Genomic DNA, 19,510 nt, shown 5'->3' with positions numbered 1-19,510 from the left:
TCTACCCTTCCAAATGCCCTTCCAAATCACCCTCGGTTTCCAGCAGCACCTGCCGCAATCCCTCGACGGTGGCCGGTTGCGGCTCGGCCCACATTCCGCGGCTGACCGCCTCCAGCAGCCGTTCGGCCATCCCGTGCAGTGCCCACGGATTTGACTCCGCCATGAATTTGCGGTTTTCGGCGTCGAGCACGTAGCGCTCGGTGAGCTGCTCATACATCCAGTCGGCCAGGACACCCGCGGTGGCGTCGTAGCCGAAGAGGTAGTCCACCGTCGCGGCCATCTCGAAGGCGCCCTTGTAGCCGTGCCGGCGCATCGCGGTCATCCACCGCGGGTTGACGACGCGGGCGCGAAAGACGCGAGTGGTTTCCTCCGACAAAGTGCGGGTGCGGATCGTGTCCGGACGGGTGTTGTCGCCAATGTAGGCCGCCGGCGCCCGCCCGGTCAGCGCCCGCACGGTGGCCACCATGCCGCCGTGGTACTGGAAGTAGTCGTCGGAGTCGGCGATGTCGTGCTCGCGGGTGTCGGTGTTCTTGGCAGCGACCGCGATGCGCCGGTATTGGCGGGTCATGTCGTCGGTCGCGGGGCGGCCGTCCAGGTCGCGCCCGTAGGCGTATCCGCCCCACGCCGTGTACACCTGGGCCAGGTCGGCGTCGTCGCGCCAGTTGCGGCTGTCGATCAGCTGCAACAGCCCCGCCCCGTAGGTGCCCGGCTTCGAACCGAAAACCCTTGTGGTGGATCTGCGTTTATCGCCATGCTGGGCAAAGTCAGCCAGTGCGTGGGCGCGGACGTAGTTGTGCTCGACGGGTTCGTCGAGGTCGGCCACCAGCCGTACCGCATCGTCGAGCATGGTCACCACGTGCGGGAACGCGTCCCGGAAGAAACCGGAAATGCGCACGATCACGTCGATGCGAGGGCGGCCGAGTTCCGCCAACGGAATTGGCTCTAGATTCACGACTCGCCGCGACGCGTCGTCCCACACTGGCCGGACCCCAAGCAGCGCAAGAACTTCCGCGATATCGTCGCCAGCAGTGCGCATCGCTGAAGTGCCCCACACTGAAATGCCGACCGAACGAGGCCAGCACCCGTAATCGTCGCGATAACGCGCCAGCAGCGAATCAGCCAACGCTACACCGGTTTCCCACGCTAGCCGGGACGGCACCGCTTTGGGATCGACGGAGTAGAAGTTGCGCCCGGTGGGTAGCACGTTCACCAGGCCGCGCAGCGGCGAGCCGGAGGGTCCTGCGGCGATGAAGCGGCCGTCTAAAGCCTTCAGCACCTGGTCTATCTCGTTAGCCGTGCCGGAAAGCCGGGGCACCACTTCGGTGGCGGCGAAACGCAGCACCGCCGCCGCATCGGGGTTGCCGGTAAGCCGCTCGGCGGCGTCGGGATCCCAGCCGGCGGCCTGCAACGCTGTTAGCAATTCGCGGGCTCGGGTCTCGGCCGCGTCGACGCAGGTGCGCTCATCGGTGCCGTCCTCGGCCAGTCCCAGCGCTTGGCGCAGACCGGGCACCGTTGTCTGGCCGCCGAAGAGTTGACGAGATCGCAGGATCGCCAATACCAGGTTCAGTTCAGCTTCTCCGGTCGGCCGTTCACCCAGGATGTGCAGGCCGTCGCGAATCTGCACATCCTTGATCTCACACAGCCACCCGTCGACGTGCAGCAGCATCTCGTCGAACGAGTCGTCTTCCGGGCGTTCGGTCAGGCCGAGATCGTGGTCCATCTTGGCGGCCCGGATCAGGGTCCAGATCTGCTGGCGGATCGCGGGCAGCTTGCCGGGGTCCAGCGCGGCGACGGCAGCGTGCTCGTCGAGCAGTTGCTCCAACCGGGCGATATCACCGTAGGTTTCGGCACGAGCCATCGGCGGGATGAGGTGGTCGACGAGCACGGCGTGCGCGCGTCGTTTGGCCTGGGTGCCTTCGCCCGGGTCGTTGACTAAAAACGGGTACACCACCGGCAGATCGCCCAGCGCGGCGTCGGCGGAGCAGGCCGCCGACAGGCCCAGCGTCTTTCCTGGCAGCCACTCCAGATTGCCGTGCTTGCCCAGATGCACCAGGGCGTGAGCGCCGAAGCCGGTGTCCAGCCAGCGGTAGGTGGCCAGATAGTGATGGCTGGGCGGCAGGTCGGGGTCATGATAGATCGCCACGGGATTGTCGCCGAAACCCCGCGGCGGCTGGATCATGAGCACGACGTTGCCGGCTTGTAGTGCGGCAATGACGATCTCACCGTCCGGGTCCCTGGTCCGGTCGACGAACAGGTCACCGGGCGGCGGGCCCCAATGCTTTTGGACCGCGTCAGTGAAATCGGCAGGCAACGTGGCAAACCACGCGCGATAGTCCTTGGCGGACATCCGGATTGGATTACCAGCAAGCTGGCCCTCGGTAAGCCAGTCGCGATCCTGGCCGCCGCATTCGATCAGCGCATGCACAAGCGCGTCACCATCTTGTGCGTCGACGCCGGGGATCTCGCCGATCCGGTAGCCATGCTCACGCATCGCGCGCAGCAGCTTGACGGCGCTGGCCGGGGTGTCCAGTCCGACCGCGTTGCCGATCCGCGCGTGTTTGGTCGGGTAGGCGGAGAACACGACGGCCACTCGCTTGTCGGCGTTGGCGACCCGGCGCAGCTGGGCGTGCCGCACCGCCAAGCCCGCAACCCGCGCGCAGCGTTCGGCATCGGGGACATAGGAAATCAGCCCTTCGTCGTCGATCTCCTTGAACGAGAACGGAACCGTGATGATGCGCCCATCGAACTCCGGCACCGCGACCTGGCTGGCGACGTCGAGCGGGCTGAGGCCGTCGTCGTTGTCCTGCCACTGTTTTCGCGAGCTAGTCAGGCACAGCCCCTGCAGGATCGGAATGTCCAGGGCGGCAAGGTGTTCGACGTTCCAGGAATCGTCACCGCCAGCGGCGGATTTAGCGGGGGTCACTCCCCCGGCGGCCAGCACGGTCACCACCATTGCGTCGGCTTGGGCCAATGTCTCCAGCATGTCGGGTTCTGCGGAGCGCAGCGAGGCACAGTAGACCGGCAGCGGACGGCCACCGGCGGCTTCGAGTGCGTGGCACAGCGCGTCGATGTAGGCGGTGTTGCCGGCGAGGTGCTGGGCGCGGTAGTACAGCACGGCGATAGTCGGGCCGTCGACGTCGGCGGCCGTGCGCTCCAGCACACCCCACATCGGTGTGCTCACCGGCGGGCCAAAGCCGAAACCGGTCATCAGCAGCGTGTCGGACAGGAACGCGTGCAGTTGCCGGAGGTTGGGCACCCCGCCGTGGGCCAAATAGATGTGGGTCTGCACCGCGATACCGGCCGGCACCGTGGAGCGCTCGGTCAGGTCGGCGTCCGGCGACTGTTCTCCGCTGACCAGGATCGTGGGCACCCCGCTGGCAAGCACGGTGTCGATGCCGTCCTGCCAGGCCCGGTAGCCGCCGAGGATGCGGACCACCGCGACATCGACGCCCCGCAACAGCCCCGGCAGCTCGCCGTCAAGCAGGCGTGCCGGGCTGGCCCATCGGAAGTTCGCGCCGCAGGCGCGCGCAGTGATCAGATCGGTGTCGGACGTCGACAACAACAGCACGGTCGGATCGGGCACCCGTCATTCGTACCGCAACGGCGATCACTCGGCGTTCTCGAGGTCGGCGGGGCGGGCTGCGCGCGGACGGCCGTGCCGCTTAGGTCCCCGATCGGGAGCCGCTGAGAAGTCGGGCAAGCTGTTCGCGGCTTTGGATGTCGAGTTTGGCGAATATGCGATACAGGTGTCCATCCACCGTGCGCACCGACACCGAAAGCCGGTCCGCGATCTGGCGGTTGGATAACCCCGCCGCGACCATCACTGCGACTTCACGTTCCCGGTCGGTGATGGGCAGCGGCTGCACCGCGGCCTTGACCGCCGGGGTTCGGACCTCGCCCCGGGTGGCCAGCCAGTGAGCCCGCGTCGACGACTCCAATTCCTTGCCGCGGCGTCCGCTGCGCGCATGTTCGCGCGCAGCCTGAGCGGCCGCGTCAGCGGCAAGCGCCAGCGCCTGGCGAAACTGCTCATCGCGGGCCAGTATCGGCCACGTCGACCCGCTTGCGGCTTGCACCGGATGCCGAACCTCCCGGGCCCCATCTTTTGGCAGACACTACGCTGACTCAGCCGGCGGTTAGCGGTGGTTGTCGATTTTTCGCTGGCAAACGGATAGGACGAGGTTGGCCCGGAATCATCCCGGCGTGGCAGCGTCGGGCTCGCGGGTCACGCAAAGCACAGCTATTACACTGCGGGCTAATCGGCCACCGCAACGACGTCGACCTCGGCGAATGAGCTGACCCAGCGATGCGGCGGCCGCGGCGCATTGGGCTCGCCCGGCCGGGTCACGCCGAGCACATTCCAACCGGCGGCAACCGCGGTGTCGAGTTCGTCGGGGTGGTCGGACAACAGCAGGATCTGCTCCGCGGGCAGCCCGATAGCGTCGGCGATCGTGTGGTAGGAGGCCACGTCGCGTTTGCTGCCGGCGTTGGCCAGGTCGAACCAGCCGGCGATCAGGGAGGCGAGCGTGCCGTCGCGCGTGTAGGTGAACCAATCCTGTTGATTGCGTGTCGAACCCGACGAATAGACGTAAAGCGCGATGCCCGCGTCATGCCAGGATTTCAAGGCCGGGGCTACGTCGTCGAAAAACTCTGCGTGCAGTGCGCCGCTACGGAAGCCTGCTGCGCAGATCAGGCCCTGGGCGGTCTTCAACGGTTCGACCTTGGTGTCCGAATCTAGCCAGCGGCACAAGATTTCGGCGACTTCGCCGAGGTCGGCGTCGGGCCGCCCGGATAGCTCCCGGGTGGCCGCGATCACCGGATCGGCTGGGCCGTCGCCGTTGTCGGCCAGCCATTGCGCAAGGTGGGCTTTGGTGTAGCGGTAGAGGTTTTCTCGCACCGATCGGGTCGGGCTGGTGGTGCCTTCGATGTCGAGGACGATCGCAGCGATCATGCGGCGACGAGCTCGTCTAGTGTCGGGAAGCGTTCGCCGATGGGGTCGCCGGTAAAGTCGCCGATCCAGCCGTCCTGCTGCTCGAAGAACCGGATCGCCACGAAATCGGGACGTTCACCCATGTCGAACCAGTGCCGAGTGCCGGCCGGCACCGACAACAGGTCACCGGCCGTGCACACCACCGCAACCACGTCGTGATCCAGGTGCAGATAGAAGCAGCCGCGGCCGGCCGCGAAGAAGCGCACCTCGTCCTCGGCGTGACGGTGCTCGGACCGAAACTTCTCGCGAGCCGCGCTGGCGAGGGCCGGCCATCTCGGATCGGCATCGTCGGGGTGCAACCGGGCCACGTCGATGACCTGGTAGCGGCCATCGGCGTTCAGCTCGGCGATGCGGTCGTCGTAGCCGGCCAGGATGCCCTCGGTCGGCGCGGAGGCACCAAGCCCCGGCAGGGTGGGCCAACGGTCGAAAACAATGTCGTGTTTGGCGAGTTCGGCACCGATCTGGGTGGGGTTGTCGGTGCGCAGGCGCACGTCAGCGGCGTCACTGTCGGCCATCACTTGCAGCAGCGTCACGATGGTTCCTCCGAGGGTGTTCCGATGTCACGGCGACCGGTGAGCGTCACCAGCTCGCACATGGCCTCCAGGCATTCCACGCGGTCGCGGGCCTGCGCCAGGTCGGCGCCCCATGCGGTGACGCCGTGCCCGGCGACAAACAGCACCGGCGGGGCGTCCGGGTGCTCGCTCAGATGACGCTGGATTTCGGCGCCGATGCGGGCCACGTCAGCGTGATTGGCGAACACCGGGATGTCGATCCTATCGGCCGCACTCAGCCCCTTGATCAGCTCATAGCCGCTGAACCGCAAGGTCTTCGGTGCACCGATCGACTGGGTGGTGGCGTGCGGCGGATGAACATGCACCACCGCCTGGGCGTCGGTGGCCCGGTAGATCGCAGTGTGGATCGCGGTCTCCGCCGAGGGTCGCCGTGACCCGGAAAGCTGCTGGGAATCAGCAATATTCACCGACACCAGATCCTCTGCAGTGAGCTCTCCTTTGGACAGCCCGCTGCCGGTGATCAGCGCGGCCTGGCCGGCACGGACCGAGATGTTGCCTGCGGTGCCCGGCATCCAGCCGCGCAAATACAAGTCCCGGGCGATGCGGGGAATCTGGCTTGCAGCAACGTGTTTGGCTTCACCGATTACACCGTTCTCGGTGACCACTGCGGTGATCAGTTCCGGTGGGGTGACGTCGAATGCGGGGTTGAACACCGCGGTGTCGGCCGGTGCAGTGGCGACGTCGCCGAGGTGGGTGATCTCGCCTGCGCTGCGCTGTTCGACGACGATGTCGCGCCCGGTCGCGGTGCCCGGATCGCGGGTCGATTCGGGTGCAACGACAACGAACGGGATCCCGTGGTGGCGGGCCGCCAGTGCCAGGCCGTAAGTTCCGATCTTGTTGGCGACCGACCCGTCGGCGCTGATGCGGTCGGCGCCGACAAGCACGCAGTCCACCTGCCCGGTGGCCATCGCCCACGCCGCGGCCGAGTCGACGGCCAGCCGGTGCGGGATTCCGGCCTGGGCAAGCTCCCAAGTCGCCAGCCGGGCGCCCTGCAGCAGCGGGCGAGTCTCGTCGACCAGCACCTCGTCGATCGCGTGGCGGGTATGCAGCACCTGCAGTGCGCCCAGCGCCGTCCCGAAAGCGGCCGTCGCCAACGGCCCGGTGTCGCAATGGGTGAGGATGCGCAATCGCCGATCCGGGCATAACCGCTGCACCAGGTCCGCCGCGTGGGTCGCGGCGGCGCGGTTGACGCGCTCCCCCTCCGCCAGCATCTCTCGGGCTTCGTCCAGCACCGCCCGTGCGCCCTGCGGCAACCTGGCCAGCGCGCGCTGCACCCCCCAAGCCAGGTTGACCGCGGTGGGCCGGGCCGCTGCGATCCGGGCGGCCTCCAGTTCCACCTTCTGGGCGTCGCCGACGTGCGCAAACGCCGCCAGCGCCACGCCGAACGCCCCGGACACCCCGATCGCGGGAGCCCCACGAATGGCCAGCGTCTTGATCGCGTCGATGAGCTCGTCCACCGTGGTGATCCGCAACCAGCGCACCTGGTGCGGCAGCGCACGCTGGTCGATGGCAACCAGCGCGCCGTCGGCCCACTTCACCGAGCGCTCAGCCATCGCTGCAACCTTCGCCACTGCGCCTCACTCGTCCCTCCACGTCGTATTCAACCCCGGTAACGGCCACATGCCAGGTTTTGCGTCCCGCGGATCGTGAGGAAGACAGCCATCGGCCGTACGGTAGGCGGGTGAGCAGAGCACGCGACCGGGACCGCTGTCCGGGTGCGCTCGAGGTACACCAGGCGGCCGACGGCGCCCTGGCGCGGGTGCGCCTGCCCGGTGGGATGATCACCGCTGCGCAGTTGGCCGTGCTGGCCAGTGTGTCGAGTCGCCACGGGTCGGGCGTACTGGAGCTGACCGCGCGTGGCAACGTTCAGATCCGGGGCATCACCGACACAAAGGCGCTGGCCGGGGCGCTCGCGGGGGCCGACCTGCTGCCGTCGACGACGCACGAGCGGGTCCGCAACATCGTCGCCTCGCCGCTGTCCGGGCGGGTGGGGGTTGGCCGACGTGCGCGGGTGGGTGGCCGAGCTGGACGCGGCGTTATGCGCCGAACCGGCGCTTGCTCGATTGCCGGGACGGTTTTGGTTCAGTGTTGACGACGGCCGCGGCGACGTGTCCGGGTTGGCCGCCGACATCGGCGTGCATGTTGTGGACGACGGCGTCGCACTGCTGCTGGCCGGGCGCGACACCGGCATTCGCCCGGTGGTCGATGACGTTGTAGCCGCCCTGGTGAAACTGGCGGCGAAATTTGTGGAGATTCGCGGAAATGCATGGCGGGTGAGCGAATTGGCTGACCCTTCGATCCTGCTGCCTGGTGTGCAGCTCGCGGCGGCATCGTGTCCCACGGTCCTTCGGCCGCCGGTGGGCTGGCTGCCCCAGGACGACGGGCGCATCGCGTTGGGCGCGGCAGTACCGCTGGGCGTATTGACCGCCCGGGTCGCTGAATGCCTGGCGGCCCTCGGGGCACCGGTGGTGGTCACACCGTGGCGCTCGGTGCTGGTGTGCGACCTCGATGAGCCCACGGCCGACGCCGCGCTGCGGGTGCTGGCGCCGCAGGGGCTGGCGTTCGACGCGAACTCCCCGTGGCTGTCGGTCAGCGCCTGCACCGGCCGCCCCGGCTGCGCGCGGTCGGCCGCCGATGTGCGCGCCGACGCCGCACGGTCACTGGCCGCGGATAGCGGTGTGCACCGCCACTTCGTCGGCTGCGAGCGGGCCTGCGGCAGCCCTCCGGTCGGTCAGGTGCTGGTGGCCACCGGGGAGGGATACCGACTGCTGCGCGGCGAAGCCGGGCGCGGCGGGTCGTTACCACCAGAAGTCTTAAGGTGAGCGGGTGCTCGACTACGTTCGCGATGCGGCCGAGATCTACCGGCAGTCGTTCGCGACCATCCGGGCCGAAGCGGATTTAGCCCGATTTCCCCCCGACGTCGAGCAAGTCGTCGTCCGGCTGATCCACACCTGCGGCCAGGTCGACCTCGCCGAGGAGGTGGCCTACAGCGACGACGTCGTCGCCCGCGCAGGCGCCGCGCTCTGCGACGGCGCGCCGGTGCTGTGCGATTCGTCCATGGTGGCCGCCGGGATCACCTCGGACCGCCTGCCCGGCAACGAGATCGTGTCGCTGGTCGCCGATCCCCGGGCCGCCGAGCTGGCCGTCCGCCGGCACACCACCCGCTCGGCGGCCGGGATGGAGCTGTGGGCCGACCGTCTGGCGGGCGCGGTGCTGGCGATCGGGAACGCGCCCACCGCCCTGTTTCGGCTGTTGGAACTGGTCGACGAGGGGGTCTCGGCGCCGGTGGCGGTGCTGGGCGGCCCGGTGGGCTTCGTCGGCTCTGCGCAGTCCAAGCAGGAGCTTATCGAGCGCCCACGCGGGATGTCGTATTTGATCGTGCGAGGCCGCCGCGGCGGCAGCGCGATCGCCGCCGCTGCTGTCAACGCGATCGCGGCAAGCATCAAATGAGCAGGCGGGGAACACTTTTCGGCGTCGGACTCGGACCCGGCGACCCCGAGTTGGTGACGGTCAAGGCCGCCCGGGTGATCGGCGAGGCCGACGTAGTGGCCTATCACAGCGCCCGCCACGGCCGCAGCATCGCCCGCGGCATCGCCGAACGGTATCTGCGGCCGGGCCAGATCGAGGAGCACCTGGTCTATCCCGTGACCACGGAGACCACAGATCATCCCGGCGGTTACGCCGGTGCGCTGGAGGATTTCTACGCCGAGGCCACCTCCCGGATCGCGGCACATCTGGACGCCGGACGCGACGTCGCGCTGTTAGCCGAGGGCGATCCGCTGTTCTACAGCTCCTACATGCATCTGCACACCCGGCTCACGCGGCGGTTCAACGCGGTCATCGTGCCCGGTGTGACGTCGGTCAGCGCGGCGTCGGCCGCTATCGCGACACCGTTGGTAGCCGGCGACGAGGTGCTGTCGGTGCTGCCGGGCACCTTGGGTGTCGCCGAGCTGTCGCGTCGGCTCGTCGACGCCGACGCCGCGGTGGTCATGAAGCTGGGCCGCTCATATCCCGCTGTGCGCGAAGCGCTTTCACTAGCCGGCCGACTGGATGATGCTTTCTACGTGGAGCGCGCCAGCACCGCCGGGCAGCGGGTGCTGCCAGCCGCCGACGTCGACCAGGACAGCGTGCCGTACTTCTCGCTGGCACTGCTGCCGGGCGGTCGGCGCCGCGAATCGCGGGCCGGCCGCGTGGCGGTGGTCGGACTTGGCCCGGGGCAGGCCGACTGGATGACACCGGAAAGCCGCCGCGAGCTTGCTGCTGCCACCGATTTGGTCGGCTATGGCCGCTACCTGGAGCGCGTCCCGGTTCGCGAGGGTCAACGTCGTCATCCCAGCGACAACACCGACGAGGAAGCGCGCGCCCGGCTGGCCTGCGCGCTGGCCGAGCAGGGCCGCGCGGTGGCGGTGGTGTCGTCCGGTGATCCCGGGGTGTTCGCGATGGCCACCGCGGTGCTCGAGGAGGCCAAGCAATGGCCGGGTGTGCAGGTCAGGGTGATTCCGGCAATGACCGCCGCGCAGGCGGTCGCGAGCCGGGTCGGCGCGCCGCTGGGTCACGACTACGCGGTGATCTCGCTGTCCGACCGGCTCAAATCATGGGACGTCATCGCGGCCCGGCTGTCTGCCGCGGCCGCCGCCGACATGGTGTTGGCGATCTACAACCCGGCGTCGAAGACGCGCACCTGGCAGGTTGCCGCGATGCGGGATCTGCTGTTGAGCCACCGGGATCCCGGTACCCCTGTGGTGATCGGTCGTGACGTGTCGGGCCCGGACGAGCGTGTGGTGGTGGTGCGGCTGGCCGACTTGGACCCGGCCGAGGTCGACATGCGCTGCCTGTTGATTGTCGGCTCGTCGCAGACGCAGTGGTGCGACGACCGTGTGTTCACCCCGCGAAGGTACCCGCGCTGAAGCGCGCAACCCAGGCCGGATCGCGGCCGAGGCGGGCGAGAAGCCGCGACTGGATGTCGGTGTCGTCGTCGACGGCGACCGGCGCCGCGAACATCCCTGATGCACGAAGGGCATCAGGCTCTGCCGGCAGCTGCCCGAAAAACAGTGCACACCAGTTGGGATCGAGTCGGTCATCTGCCCCGACGGCGCGGGCCAGATCCCAGGTGTGCACCAACACATCCCGGGTGAGCCGTGGCACGAGGGTCTCTCGTCGCCCACGCGTTCCACGGTGACTAGACCCATCTGCTCGGCAGATTCGAGATCTCGGCGTTGCACCAGGTCGCAGAGCACGTCCACGCGCAGTGGTTCGCAGAGCGACAGGGTGTCGACGACCCGTGCCACCCCGGGCGTCATCCGACGCAGCTGCCGACCCAGCATGTCGCTGAGGCTCGGCGACACCGCGACGTCGTCGTCCCACATCCACACCCCGGCGACCTGCCGCATTCGGCCGGCCGCGATCTGGTCGGCGACCAGCTGCCGCAAAAACAGTGCGTTGCCGCCCGTCAGCTTCCAAAACCGCCCGGCGCTGAGGGCGTCCACCGATCCACCGACGCTGGTTTCGATCACGCAGCGGGTGGCTGCGGCGGACAGCGGTTCCAGGTCCAGCCGCGTCAGCAGCTCATCCTTCCACAACGCCGTTACGGCATCGGGCTCGTCTGCGCCGGTTCGCACGGTCACCACCAGCCGCGCGCCACGGGTCGACGCCAATTGGTGCACGACATGCGCCGACAACCCGTCGAGAAGATGCGCGTCGTCGACACCGATCAGCACCTGGCCTCGATGCTGTTGCGCGACAAAGGTATTGATCAGCCACCGCACGTTGGGCAACGGCTCGGCCATCGCGTCGGTAAGCAAAGCGGCGAATGCGCCCAACGGCAGCGGTCGCGCGGACTCGGTGCCTACGATCCAGTTGGTGCGGTCGCCTGCCGCCGCCGCGCGAGCCAATACCTCTCGAGCGAGCCGCGTTTTGCCCACACCCGCAGCACCGGCGATGACCACGCCGGAGTACTTGCCAAACCCGCTCAGTGCACGGCGAATAAGTTTGAGTTCACCCTCACGCCCAGTCAGCGGATCGCCGCTGATCACGCGCCGACTATATCCGCACATCCGCCACTGACGCGGTAATTCAGCAGCTAATCACGAAACGCCTATCCGACGAGGTCGCCGTCGCATGGGTACAACCTCTCGTCGAGCGTCAGCCGCCGCTGCGCAACGACGCCGCAGCCCCGCGGATCCCTGTTTCAGCGGGTTTTTGCATCTGATCGCCCAACCGCCTCGGCAACCCATTCGGCGGCTTCGTCGACGGTGCCGACGGTCGTCACGCCGGCCGGCAGTCGCGGACGGTCGACCATGACCACCGGGATGTGCAGCGCTGCGGCGGCGTCGAGCTTGGCCCGTGTCATCTCACCACCGCTGTTCTTGGTGACCAGCGCGTCGATGCGGTGCTCGCGCAGCAGCGCGTATTCACCGTCGTAGTGATAGGGCCCGCGGGACAGTAGCAATTGGTGACGTCGCGGCAGGCAACGGGCGTCGGGTGCGGTGACAGCGCGGATCAAGAACCACGCATCGCTGTCGGCGAATGCTGCGACGCCAGATCGTCCCGTGGTCAGAAATACCCGCGAATAGCGTTGCTCTGCAACAGTTTTAGCCGCCTCGGAGTCCGACTTAACGGCGATGGCATCGTCGGCCTCCCACGCTGGGCGGACAACGACGAGATGTGGCAGCCCCAGTTGCCCGCATGCGGAAGCGGCATGCGCCGTGATGGTGGCCGCGAACGGGTGCGTGGCGTCGACGACAGCGTCGATGCGCTCGTCGCGCAACCAGCGGCACAGCCCCTCGACGCCGCCAAACCCGCCGATCCGCACCGGCCCAACGGGCAATGCGGGGTCGGGCACCCGCCCCGCCAGCGAGCTGATGATGTCGATGTGCGGATGCAGCCGCGCGGCCAGTGCCCGCGCTTCGGCGGTGCCGCCCAGCAGCAACACCCGCATCAGTGCGTCCTTCGCTCAGCCGAATACAGGTAGCTGTCGGCGAATTCCGTTGCGGCCAGTACCTCACCGACGATGATGATCGCCGTCTTGGTGACACCCGCGTCGTGCATCTTTTCGGCGATGTCGGTCAACGTCCCGCGCAGCATCACCTGCTGCGGCCAGCTGGCGAAAGCCACTACGGCCGTGGGTGTTTCGGGACGGTAACCGCCGGACAGCAATTCAGGAATGATCGCATCGATCTGCGCGGCGGCCAAGTGTAGCACCAATGTGCCGCCGCGCCGGGCCAGGCTGGGGAGGTCTTCACCGGGCGGCATCGGTGTCGATACGGTGGACACCCTGCTCAGCGTCACCGTCTGCCCGACTCCCGGAACGGTCAGCTCGCGGCGCAAAGCGGCGGCCGCTGCAGCGAAAGCCGGTACGCCGGGCACGATTTCGTAGTCGATGCCCAGCGCGTCGAGTCGTCGGCACTGTTCGGCCACGGCGCTGTAGAGCGACGGGTCACCGGAATGGAGCCGCGCCACGTCGTGGCCGGCGGCGTCCGCGTCGGCGATCGCGGTAATGATCTGCTCCAGTGTCAGCGGGCCGGTATCGATGACCCGGGTGCCCGGCGGGCACAGCGCCAGCAGGTCGGCGGGCATGATGGAGCCGGCGTAAAGGCACACCGGACAGCGTTCGAGCAGCCGCTGCCCGCGCACGGTGATCAAGTCGGCGGCACCGGGCCCGGCGCCGATGAAATACACCGTCACGGCTTGGTCACCTCCCATTGGGTGACCGGCAGTTGCGGACGCCACGTAGTGAAACCGCCCAGCGGCTCAGCGTGATAGTGCTGGAAGCGCTGCAGCCTGCCACCTAGCCGCGAATAGGCTTGTGCCAGAACCTCTTCCGATTCGACGGTGACGGCGTTGGCAACCAAGCGCCCGCCGGTCGGCAGGTGCGCCAGGCAGGCATCGAGCAGGCCCGGCTGGGTCACCCCGCCGCCGATGAAGATCGCCGACGGGGCCGGCGCACCGTCGAAAGCGTCAGGAGCCGCACCGCGCACGTCAATGTGGACACCGAACGCGACGGCGTTGCGCGCAATGTTGCCGCGGCGCGCGTCGTCTCGTTCGAACGCCACCGCGGAGCAGCCATGCCAACTTTGGCACCACTCGACAGCGATGCTGCCCGAACCCGCGCCTACATCCCACAACCGCTCCCCCGGTCGCGGCGCCAGCGCGGCCAGCGTCACCGCGCGCATGCTCTGTTTGGTGATCTGCCCGTCATGGGCGAACGCGGCGTCGGGCACCGGTGATACCCGCTCGTCGGGCAGGTAATGCACGGCGATCACGTTGAGCTCGTCGATGTCGAGTGGCGCGCGGGCGGCCCACTGGCGGGCGGTGCCGTCACGACGGCGTTCCCCGGGCCCGCCGAGCTGCTCGAGAACGACGAGCTCAGAGTCGCCGCGGCCGTTTTCGGTGAGCAGTCGTGCCAGTTTCAGCGGAGTGGTGGCGTCGCGGGACAGCACGATCGCCCGCCCACCGCGACGCATCGCGGTGTGCGGCTCGGCGGTGACCAAACTGATCACCTCGGTGTCGGCAACGGTCCAGCCCACCCGCGCGCAGGCCAGCGTCACGGCCGACACGTGCGGCAACACGTGCACCCGCTCGGCGCCGAACAGCCGGATCAGGGTTCCGCCGATCCCGTGCAGCAGCGGGTCGCCGCTGGCCAGTACGTGCACGTCGTGGGCGGCGTCGTCGAGCAGGCCCTGCAGCGCGGGCAGCATTGGCGACGGCCATTGCCGGCGTGTCGCGGCCACGCTGCCGTCGAGCAGATCGAGCTGCCGCTGTGACCCGTAAATGACGGTAGCCCTGCGTAATTCGCGCTGCGATGCCTCCGGCAGGCCGGCCATGCCGTCCGCGCCGATCCCCACGACCACCACGTGGCTCATCGCGGCATCCGTCGCCAGAGGAACTGTGGCAGCAGTCGCAGAACGACAAACGCCGGCCGCAGCGCCCACGGAATCCACACGGTACGCCGGCCCTTGGCCAGCGCCCGGGCGGTCGCGGCGGCCACCTGCGCCGGAGTGCTGGACAGCGGCGCGGGCGTCATACCCTGAGTCATGCGCCCGACCACGAACCCTGGCCGAACGACCAGCAGCCGCACCCCGGTGCCGTGCAGCGCGTCGGCCAGTCCGTTGGCGAACCCGTCCAGGCCTGCCTTCGCCGAGCCGTAGACGTAGTTGGCCCGGCGCACCCGCACCCCGGCCACCGAGGAGAACACCACCAGCGAACCGCGCCCGGCAGCCCGCATGGCCACCGCCAGATGGGTGAGCAAGCTGACCTGGGCGACGTAGTCGGTGTGCACGATGGCGACCGCGTGCGTGGCATCGGTTTCGGCGCGGGCCTGGTCGCCGAGGATGCCGAAAGCCAGCACCGCGGTGTCGATGGGACCGTGCTCGGCGATAATCGCTTCCACCACCGGTCCGTGGGATTCCAGGTCGTCGGCGTCGAACTCGCGGGTGTGCACGATCGCTGCGCCCGCTGCGCGCAGCATCTTGGCCTGCTCCCCGAGCCGGTCGGCCCGCCGCGCGGCCAGCACCACCGTCGCGCCGGGCGCCAGGCGCCGCGCCAGTTCGATGCCGATTTCGCTGCGGCCACCGAAGATGACCAGCAGCCTGCCACCCGTGTCATCCACGGCTGCGATTATTGCCTGCGCTAACGTGGGCCGCGATGGCGAAGACCACGGCTCGGCTCAGCAACGACGCGCTGGCGTTTCTCACCGAGCGGCATCTGGCGATGCTGACCACACTGCGCGCCGATGGATCGCCGCATGTGGTGGCGGTGGGGTTCACCTTCGACCCCAAGACGCATGTTGCCCGGGTCATCACCACCGGCGGTTCGCAGAAGGCGCTCAACGCCGAGCGCGGCGGGATTGCTGTACTCAGCCAGGTCGACGGCGCCCGCTGGCTGTCATTGGAGGGCCGCGCCAAGGTCAACAACGACATCGACGCGGTGCGCGACGCCGAGTTGCGCTATGCGCAGCGCTATCGCACGCCGCGGCCCAACCCGCGACGGGTGGTGATCGAGGTGCAGGTAGAGCGAGTGCTGGGGTCTGCCGACCTGCTGGAGCGCACCAGCGATTAGCGGGCTGGCCTACCCCGCAGGCGGGCCAAATCGTCCATTTCATCCACTGCTTTTTGGCCGAAGTCTCGCGGCGCCGTATCGGGCGAAACCTGGGATCCGGCATGGCCCGGGGCGTGGGCTCGGGCAAGACTGCGCCCGCGCACGCGCCGGGAGGTGCCCCGACGCCGACACCACCGAAGGCCGTTGTTCCCGGCGGCCTCAGCCTGCGGCCCCCACCAGTCGGCAAACGGGATCCCGCCGATACCTAACGATCGTTAGGCCGGCCTGGCGCCCGGCGCTCGGATCACCAGCGGCACCGCAGGGAAATAGCGCGCCATTTCCGGTCGCGACTGGGCCAGCGCAGCAGTGCCGTAGCCGCGATGCCGGTAATCGGGGTGGATCCAGATCCGGACGTGGACTTCGCCGCGGGCGAGCTCCCCGAAGACCATGCCAACCTTTTGCGTTCCGTCGACGGCGACGAACCATGCGGCCTCTTCGGCCTCGATTCGCGCCAGCGCCGAACGGATTTCGTCGTCGAGACCGCCTGCGGGCCCACCGGATCCGTCGCCTGAGGCACCGGTGTCCGCGGTCCGGGCGGCGAAGATGTCGCGGTCGGCGTCGCCGGCGAATGGGCGCAGCTCCAGGCTGTCGCCCGAGCTGGCGGGCCGCTCGTTAAGCGTGAAGCTCAGCTGGCTGTTGAGATCGTCAAGTTCGGCAGCGATTTTGCGGCGGGCGTCCTTGGTGAGCTGGTCAAACGACATCGACATCACCGCCTCACCGCCCAGCCGCGAGGTGCCCAGCAACGCGACGATCGCGTCGACTGCAGCGGGCCGATCGTCGGCTGCCACAATCACGTCGAGCACTTCGTGGCGGCGTTCCAGGGCGTTGAGCAGAGCATCGGCGATGTCGCGGCGGGCCGCGGCGCGGTCTTGGTCGGTCATCGCATTAGCGTAGTCGGCCCACGCCGGTGCGCATCGAGCTTCGTGCCGGGCGCATCAGGCCGGGACCACGATCAGCTCATGTGGCCGGTTGTTGACACACATCGCACCATCCTGGGTGACCACGACGATGTCTTCGATGCGCGCTCCCCATCGGCCCGGAAAATAGATGCCGGGCTCGATGGAAAACGCCATGCCCGCGGCCAGCGGCAGCTTGTTGCCGGCGACGATGTAGGGCTCTTCATGCACCGCTAACCCGATGCCGTGGCCGGTCCGATGTACGAAATATTCGGCGAGCCCGGCGTCGGCCAAGACGTCGCGGGCCGCGGCGTCGACCTGTTCCGCGGTCACGCCTGGTCGCACCGCACCGACGGCGGCGCGCTGTGCCCGCTGCAGTGTCGAATACTGTTGGGCCACTTGAGCTTCCGGCTCACCGATGCTGTAGGTCCGGGTCGAGTCGGAGTGGTATCCGGGCTCGCAGGCGCCGCCGATGTCGACGACGACGACGTCACCGACTTGCAGTGTGCGATCGGAGCATTCGTGGTGTGGGTCGGCGCTATTGGGCCCGGAACCGACGATGACGAACGCCACCTCCGAATGTCCTTCGGCGACAATCGCGTCGGCAATATCGGCGGCGACGTCGGCCTCGGTTCGGCCGGGCGCCAGCAGTTGCGGCACGCGGGCGTGCACCCGGTCGATAGCCGCACCGGCCTGGCGTAGCGTGTCGATCTCGGCGGTGTCCTTGATCATCCGCAGCCCGCCCAGCACTCCTGTGGCCAGCACCGGCGTCACACCCAGAGCTGCCGCCAGCGGCAATAAGTGCAGCGCGGGCATGGATTCGGCGACCGCGCAGGTTGCGGGAGCACCGCCGAGCGCCGCCACCACCAGCTGGTAGGGGTCGTCGCCGTCCACCCAATCCCACACCGGCAGAACCAATTCCGAAACAGCCGATTCCCTGAGCGAGGCCAACTCGAGTCGCGGCACCACCATGCTCGGTTCACCGAACGCAGGCACCACCAGCGCGGTCAGCCGTTCGAAGGTCTGTGCGCGCGAACCGACCAGATACCGCAGGTCGTCGCCGGGGGTGATCACCAGACCGTCCAGCCCGGCCGCGGCGGTGGTGGCCGCCGCCTCGGAGAGCCGGTGGGCATAGACGTCTGCGTCGAATCGCCGCGGACCCATGGCCTCAGGCTAACGTGGCCAGCATGTCAGCACCCCTCTTGCTGCTCGACGGGGCCAGCATGTGGTTTCGGGCCTTCTACGGGGTGCCGTCGTCGATTACCTCCCCGGACGGGCGGCCGGTGAACGCGGTGCGCGGCTTCCTCGACTCCATGGCCGTGCTGATCACTCACCAGCGGCCCGCCCGGTTGGCGGTGTGCCTGGATCTGGACTGGCGCCCGCAGTTCCGGGTCAACCGCCTCCCGTCGTACAAGGCGCACCGCGTCGAGCAGGAAAACCCTGATGCGCAACCCGATATCGAAGCGGTGCCCGACGAGTTGACCCCGCAAGTGCAGATGATCGAGGAGATCCTCGACGCGTTCGGCATCTGCACCGCGGGTGCGCCGGGCTATGAGGCCGACGATGTGATCGGCACGCTGGCCGCGCGGGAACGCCGGGACCCGGTCCTGGTAGTCAGCGGCGACCGGGACCTGCTGCAAGTAGTGGCCGACGATCCAGTGCCGGTGCGGGTGCTCTACCTGGGACGCGGGCTGACCAAGGCGACCCCGCTGGGTCCTCGTGAGGTGGCTGAGCGATACGGGCTGCCCGCCGATCGGGCCGGCTCCGCTTACGCCGAGCTGGCGCTGCTGCGTGGCGACCCCTCAGATGGGCTTCCCGGTGTGCCGGGCATCGGTGAGAAGACCGCCGCGAGGTTGCTCGCCGAGCACGGCTCGCTGGCCGCGATCCTGGCCGCCGCCGAGGATCCGAAATCGGCTATGCCCAATGCACTTCGGGCAAAGTTGCGCCAGGCCGCCGACTACATCGAGGCGGCCGGACCGGTGGTGCGGGTGGCCACCGACGCACCGGTCAAGCTGTCGGCGTCGACCGATGCCGTGCCGCTGGTGGCTGCCCATCCCCGACGCGCCGCGAAGTTGGCGACTCGACTCGGCGTCGGTTCGCCGGTCGTCCGGCTGCAAAAGGCGCTGGACTCGCTGCCAGGGTGACGGCTCGGCCCCGGTTACTTGGGTCGACCGACCTCGTAGGTGCCTTTGTTGTCCTGGAAGGTCACCGTCACCTGGCGCTTGGTGCCGTCGATGCTGACCTCGCAGTCGAAGGTTGCACCTTTTTTGACCGTGGGGTTTTGGCCGTTGTTGCATTTGACGTCCTTGACGTTTTTCGCGCCGTACCCGTTGGTCTCGTCACTGAGAATCTGTTGCACGCCGGCCTGCGCCTTGTTGATGTCCAGCTTGGTGGTGACGAAGAATCCGGGCGCCCAAAAACCCAGCACCAGCACGACCGCGACCACGATCGCGGCGAACACCCCGGCCACGGTGCCGATCACCGCCGTCGAGCGCTTCGAGCCCTCGCCCGCAGGACCATACTGGCCCGGAAACTGGGGCTGACCGTATTGGCCCGGATACTGACCCGGCTGTCCGTACGGGGTGGGCTGGCCGTACTGACCGGGCTGCCCATACTGGGTGGGCTGGCCGTACTGACCGGGCTGCCCATACTGGGTCGGCTGTCCGTACTGCGTCGGCTGCCCGTACTGATCGGGCGGCACATAGCCCGGCATCGTCTGCTGATACGGCGGATAGAACTGCCCTGCCGGCTGCTGGTATGGCGGGTATTCCGAGGACGTGTACGCCGGCGCCTGCCAGGTCGACTGATCTCCAGCGGGCTGCTGCCACGGCGACGACGCCTGCGCCGTTGGCTGGTCACCACCGGTGGCCTGGTGTTCCTCACCCTGGGCTGGCGGCTGCCACGGCTGGTTGGGGTCGGATCCCTGCGGTCCGCTCATGGTGTGTTCGGTCCTCTCAACT

General features: G+C 68.4%; 16 protein-coding genes and 3 pseudogenes. 5 read left to right on the top strand and 14 right to left on the bottom strand.

Annotated elements, in window-relative coordinates; genetic code table 11:
• Position 1: 1 nt before the first annotated feature.
• The 5 genes and pseudogenes from cobN to MHEC_RS10535 all read right to left on the bottom strand — a co-directional run bounded on the left by cobN (position 2) and on the right by MHEC_RS10535 (position 7,112).
• Positions 2 to 3,583 (bottom strand): cobaltochelatase subunit CobN, encoded by a 3,582-nt coding sequence (gene cobN / locus MHEC_RS10555; protein WP_048893495.1) that lies wholly within the window; start codon positions 3,581 to 3,583, stop codon positions 2 to 4.
• Between the two features lie 79 nt (positions 3,584 to 3,662).
• A pseudogene (locus MHEC_RS10550) lies at positions 3,663 to 4,013 on the bottom strand (helix-turn-helix domain-containing protein); the annotation flags it as partial.
• A 239-nt stretch (positions 4,014 to 4,252) separates the two neighbouring features.
• Positions 4,253 to 4,948, bottom strand: coding sequence for an acireductone synthase (gene mtnC, locus MHEC_RS10545; protein ID WP_048893493.1), 696 nt, complete (start codon positions 4,946 to 4,948; stop codon positions 4,253 to 4,255).
• On the bottom strand, positions 4,945 to 5,520 hold the full coding sequence (locus tag MHEC_RS10540; protein ID WP_048893492.1) for a 1,2-dihydroxy-3-keto-5-methylthiopentene dioxygenase: 576 nt from the start codon (positions 5,518 to 5,520) through the stop codon (positions 4,945 to 4,947). Before MHEC_RS10540 ends, mtnC begins: the two co-directional genes overlap by 4 nt.
• Positions 5,517 to 7,112: a bifunctional S-methyl-5-thioribose-1-phosphate isomerase/methylthioribulose 1-phosphate dehydratase gene (locus MHEC_RS10535; protein ID WP_048893491.1), complete on the bottom strand. Its 1,596-nt coding sequence runs from the start codon at positions 7,110 to 7,112 to the stop codon at positions 5,517 to 5,519. Before MHEC_RS10535 ends, MHEC_RS10540 begins: the two co-directional genes overlap by 4 nt.
• Before the next feature lie 128 nt (positions 7,113 to 7,240).
• Between MHEC_RS10535 and cobG the strand changes: the two are divergent.
• The 3 genes and pseudogenes from cobG to MHEC_RS10520 all read left to right on the top strand — a co-directional run bounded on the left by cobG (position 7,241) and on the right by MHEC_RS10520 (position 10,466).
• Positions 7,241 to 8,381 (top strand): annotated as a pseudogene (gene cobG / locus MHEC_RS10530) (precorrin-3B synthase).
• Between the two features lie 4 nt (positions 8,382 to 8,385).
• Complete coding sequence (locus MHEC_RS10525) at positions 8,386 to 9,009, top strand: precorrin-8X methylmutase (protein WP_048892138.1); 624 nt, start codon at positions 8,386 to 8,388, stop codon at positions 9,007 to 9,009.
• Positions 9,006 to 10,466 carry a precorrin-2 C(20)-methyltransferase gene (locus MHEC_RS10520; protein ID WP_048892137.1) on the top strand — a complete coding sequence of 487 codons (1,461 nt, stop codon included), beginning with the start codon at positions 9,006 to 9,008 and terminating at the stop codon, positions 10,464 to 10,466. Before MHEC_RS10525 ends, MHEC_RS10520 begins: the two co-directional genes overlap by 4 nt.
• Here the strand turns inward: MHEC_RS10520 and MHEC_RS10515 are convergent.
• The 6 genes and pseudogenes from MHEC_RS10515 to MHEC_RS10490 all read right to left on the bottom strand — a co-directional run bounded on the left by MHEC_RS10515 (position 10,441) and on the right by MHEC_RS10490 (position 15,166).
• Positions 10,441 to 10,704, bottom strand: a complete 264-nt coding sequence (locus MHEC_RS10515; RefSeq protein ID WP_200902191.1) for a DinB family protein — start codon at positions 10,702 to 10,704, stop codon at positions 10,441 to 10,443. The genes MHEC_RS10520 and MHEC_RS10515 overlap by 26 nt on opposite strands.
• Positions 10,705 to 11,252: 548 nt before the next feature.
• Positions 11,253 to 11,612: pseudogene (locus MHEC_RS24845) on the bottom strand (AAA family ATPase); the annotation flags it as partial.
• A 134-nt stretch (positions 11,613 to 11,746) separates the two neighbouring features.
• Positions 11,747 to 12,499 carry a cobalt-precorrin-6A reductase gene (locus tag MHEC_RS10505; protein ID WP_162490233.1) on the bottom strand — a complete coding sequence of 251 codons (753 nt, stop codon included), beginning with the start codon at positions 12,497 to 12,499 and terminating at the stop codon, positions 11,747 to 11,749.
• On the bottom strand, positions 12,496 to 13,242 hold the full coding sequence (gene cobM / locus MHEC_RS10500; protein WP_048892134.1) for a precorrin-4 C(11)-methyltransferase: 747 nt from the start codon (positions 13,240 to 13,242) through the stop codon (positions 12,496 to 12,498). Before cobM ends, MHEC_RS10505 begins: the two co-directional genes overlap by 4 nt.
• Entirely contained in the window at positions 13,239 to 14,420 is a 1,182-nt protein-coding gene (locus MHEC_RS10495) for a bifunctional cobalt-precorrin-7 (C(5))-methyltransferase/cobalt-precorrin-6B (C(15))-methyltransferase (protein WP_048892133.1), read from the bottom strand. The genes cobM and MHEC_RS10495 overlap by 4 nt, the downstream gene beginning before the upstream one ends.
• Positions 14,417 to 15,166 (bottom strand): SDR family NAD(P)-dependent oxidoreductase, encoded by a 750-nt coding sequence (locus tag MHEC_RS10490; protein WP_048892132.1) that lies wholly within the window; start codon positions 15,164 to 15,166, stop codon positions 14,417 to 14,419. Before MHEC_RS10490 ends, MHEC_RS10495 begins: the two co-directional genes overlap by 4 nt.
• Before the next feature lie 35 nt (positions 15,167 to 15,201).
• Here MHEC_RS10490 and MHEC_RS10485 point away from each other — a divergent pair, with 35 nt between their 5' ends.
• Positions 15,202 to 15,615 (top strand): F420-dependent biliverdin reductase, encoded by a 414-nt coding sequence (locus MHEC_RS10485; protein WP_048892131.1) that lies wholly within the window; start codon positions 15,202 to 15,204, stop codon positions 15,613 to 15,615.
• A 254-nt stretch (positions 15,616 to 15,869) separates the two neighbouring features.
• On the opposite strand, the gene MHEC_RS10480 is transcribed toward MHEC_RS10485, so the two are convergent.
• Together MHEC_RS10480 and MHEC_RS10475 are read right to left on the bottom strand one after the other, a co-directional pair.
• Positions 15,870 to 16,535, bottom strand: coding sequence for a GNAT family N-acetyltransferase (locus tag MHEC_RS10480; protein WP_048892130.1), 666 nt, complete (start codon positions 16,533 to 16,535; stop codon positions 15,870 to 15,872).
• Between the two features lie 54 nt (positions 16,536 to 16,589).
• On the bottom strand, positions 16,590 to 17,714 hold the full coding sequence (locus MHEC_RS10475) for a M24 family metallopeptidase (RefSeq protein ID WP_048892129.1): 1,125 nt from the start codon (positions 17,712 to 17,714) through the stop codon (positions 16,590 to 16,592).
• 23 nt (positions 17,715 to 17,737) lie between these two features.
• Between MHEC_RS10475 and MHEC_RS10470 the strand changes: the two genes are divergently transcribed.
• On the top strand, positions 17,738 to 18,694 hold the full coding sequence (locus MHEC_RS10470; protein ID WP_048892153.1) for a 5'-3' exonuclease: 957 nt from the start codon (positions 17,738 to 17,740) through the stop codon (positions 18,692 to 18,694).
• A 14-nt stretch (positions 18,695 to 18,708) separates the two neighbouring features.
• Here the strand turns inward: MHEC_RS10470 and MHEC_RS10465 are convergent, their stop codons facing one another.
• Positions 18,709 to 19,488, bottom strand: a complete 780-nt coding sequence (locus tag MHEC_RS10465) for a DUF4333 domain-containing protein (protein ID WP_048892128.1) — start codon at positions 19,486 to 19,488, stop codon at positions 18,709 to 18,711.
• Positions 19,489 to 19,510: the final 22 nt, after the last annotated feature.

This window comes from Mycobacterium heckeshornense (genome assembly GCF_016592155.1).
GTDB classification, from domain to species: Bacteria; Actinomycetota; Actinomycetes; order Mycobacteriales; family Mycobacteriaceae; genus Mycobacterium; species Mycobacterium heckeshornense.
This window is presented reverse-complemented; position numbering and strand designations above follow the sequence as displayed.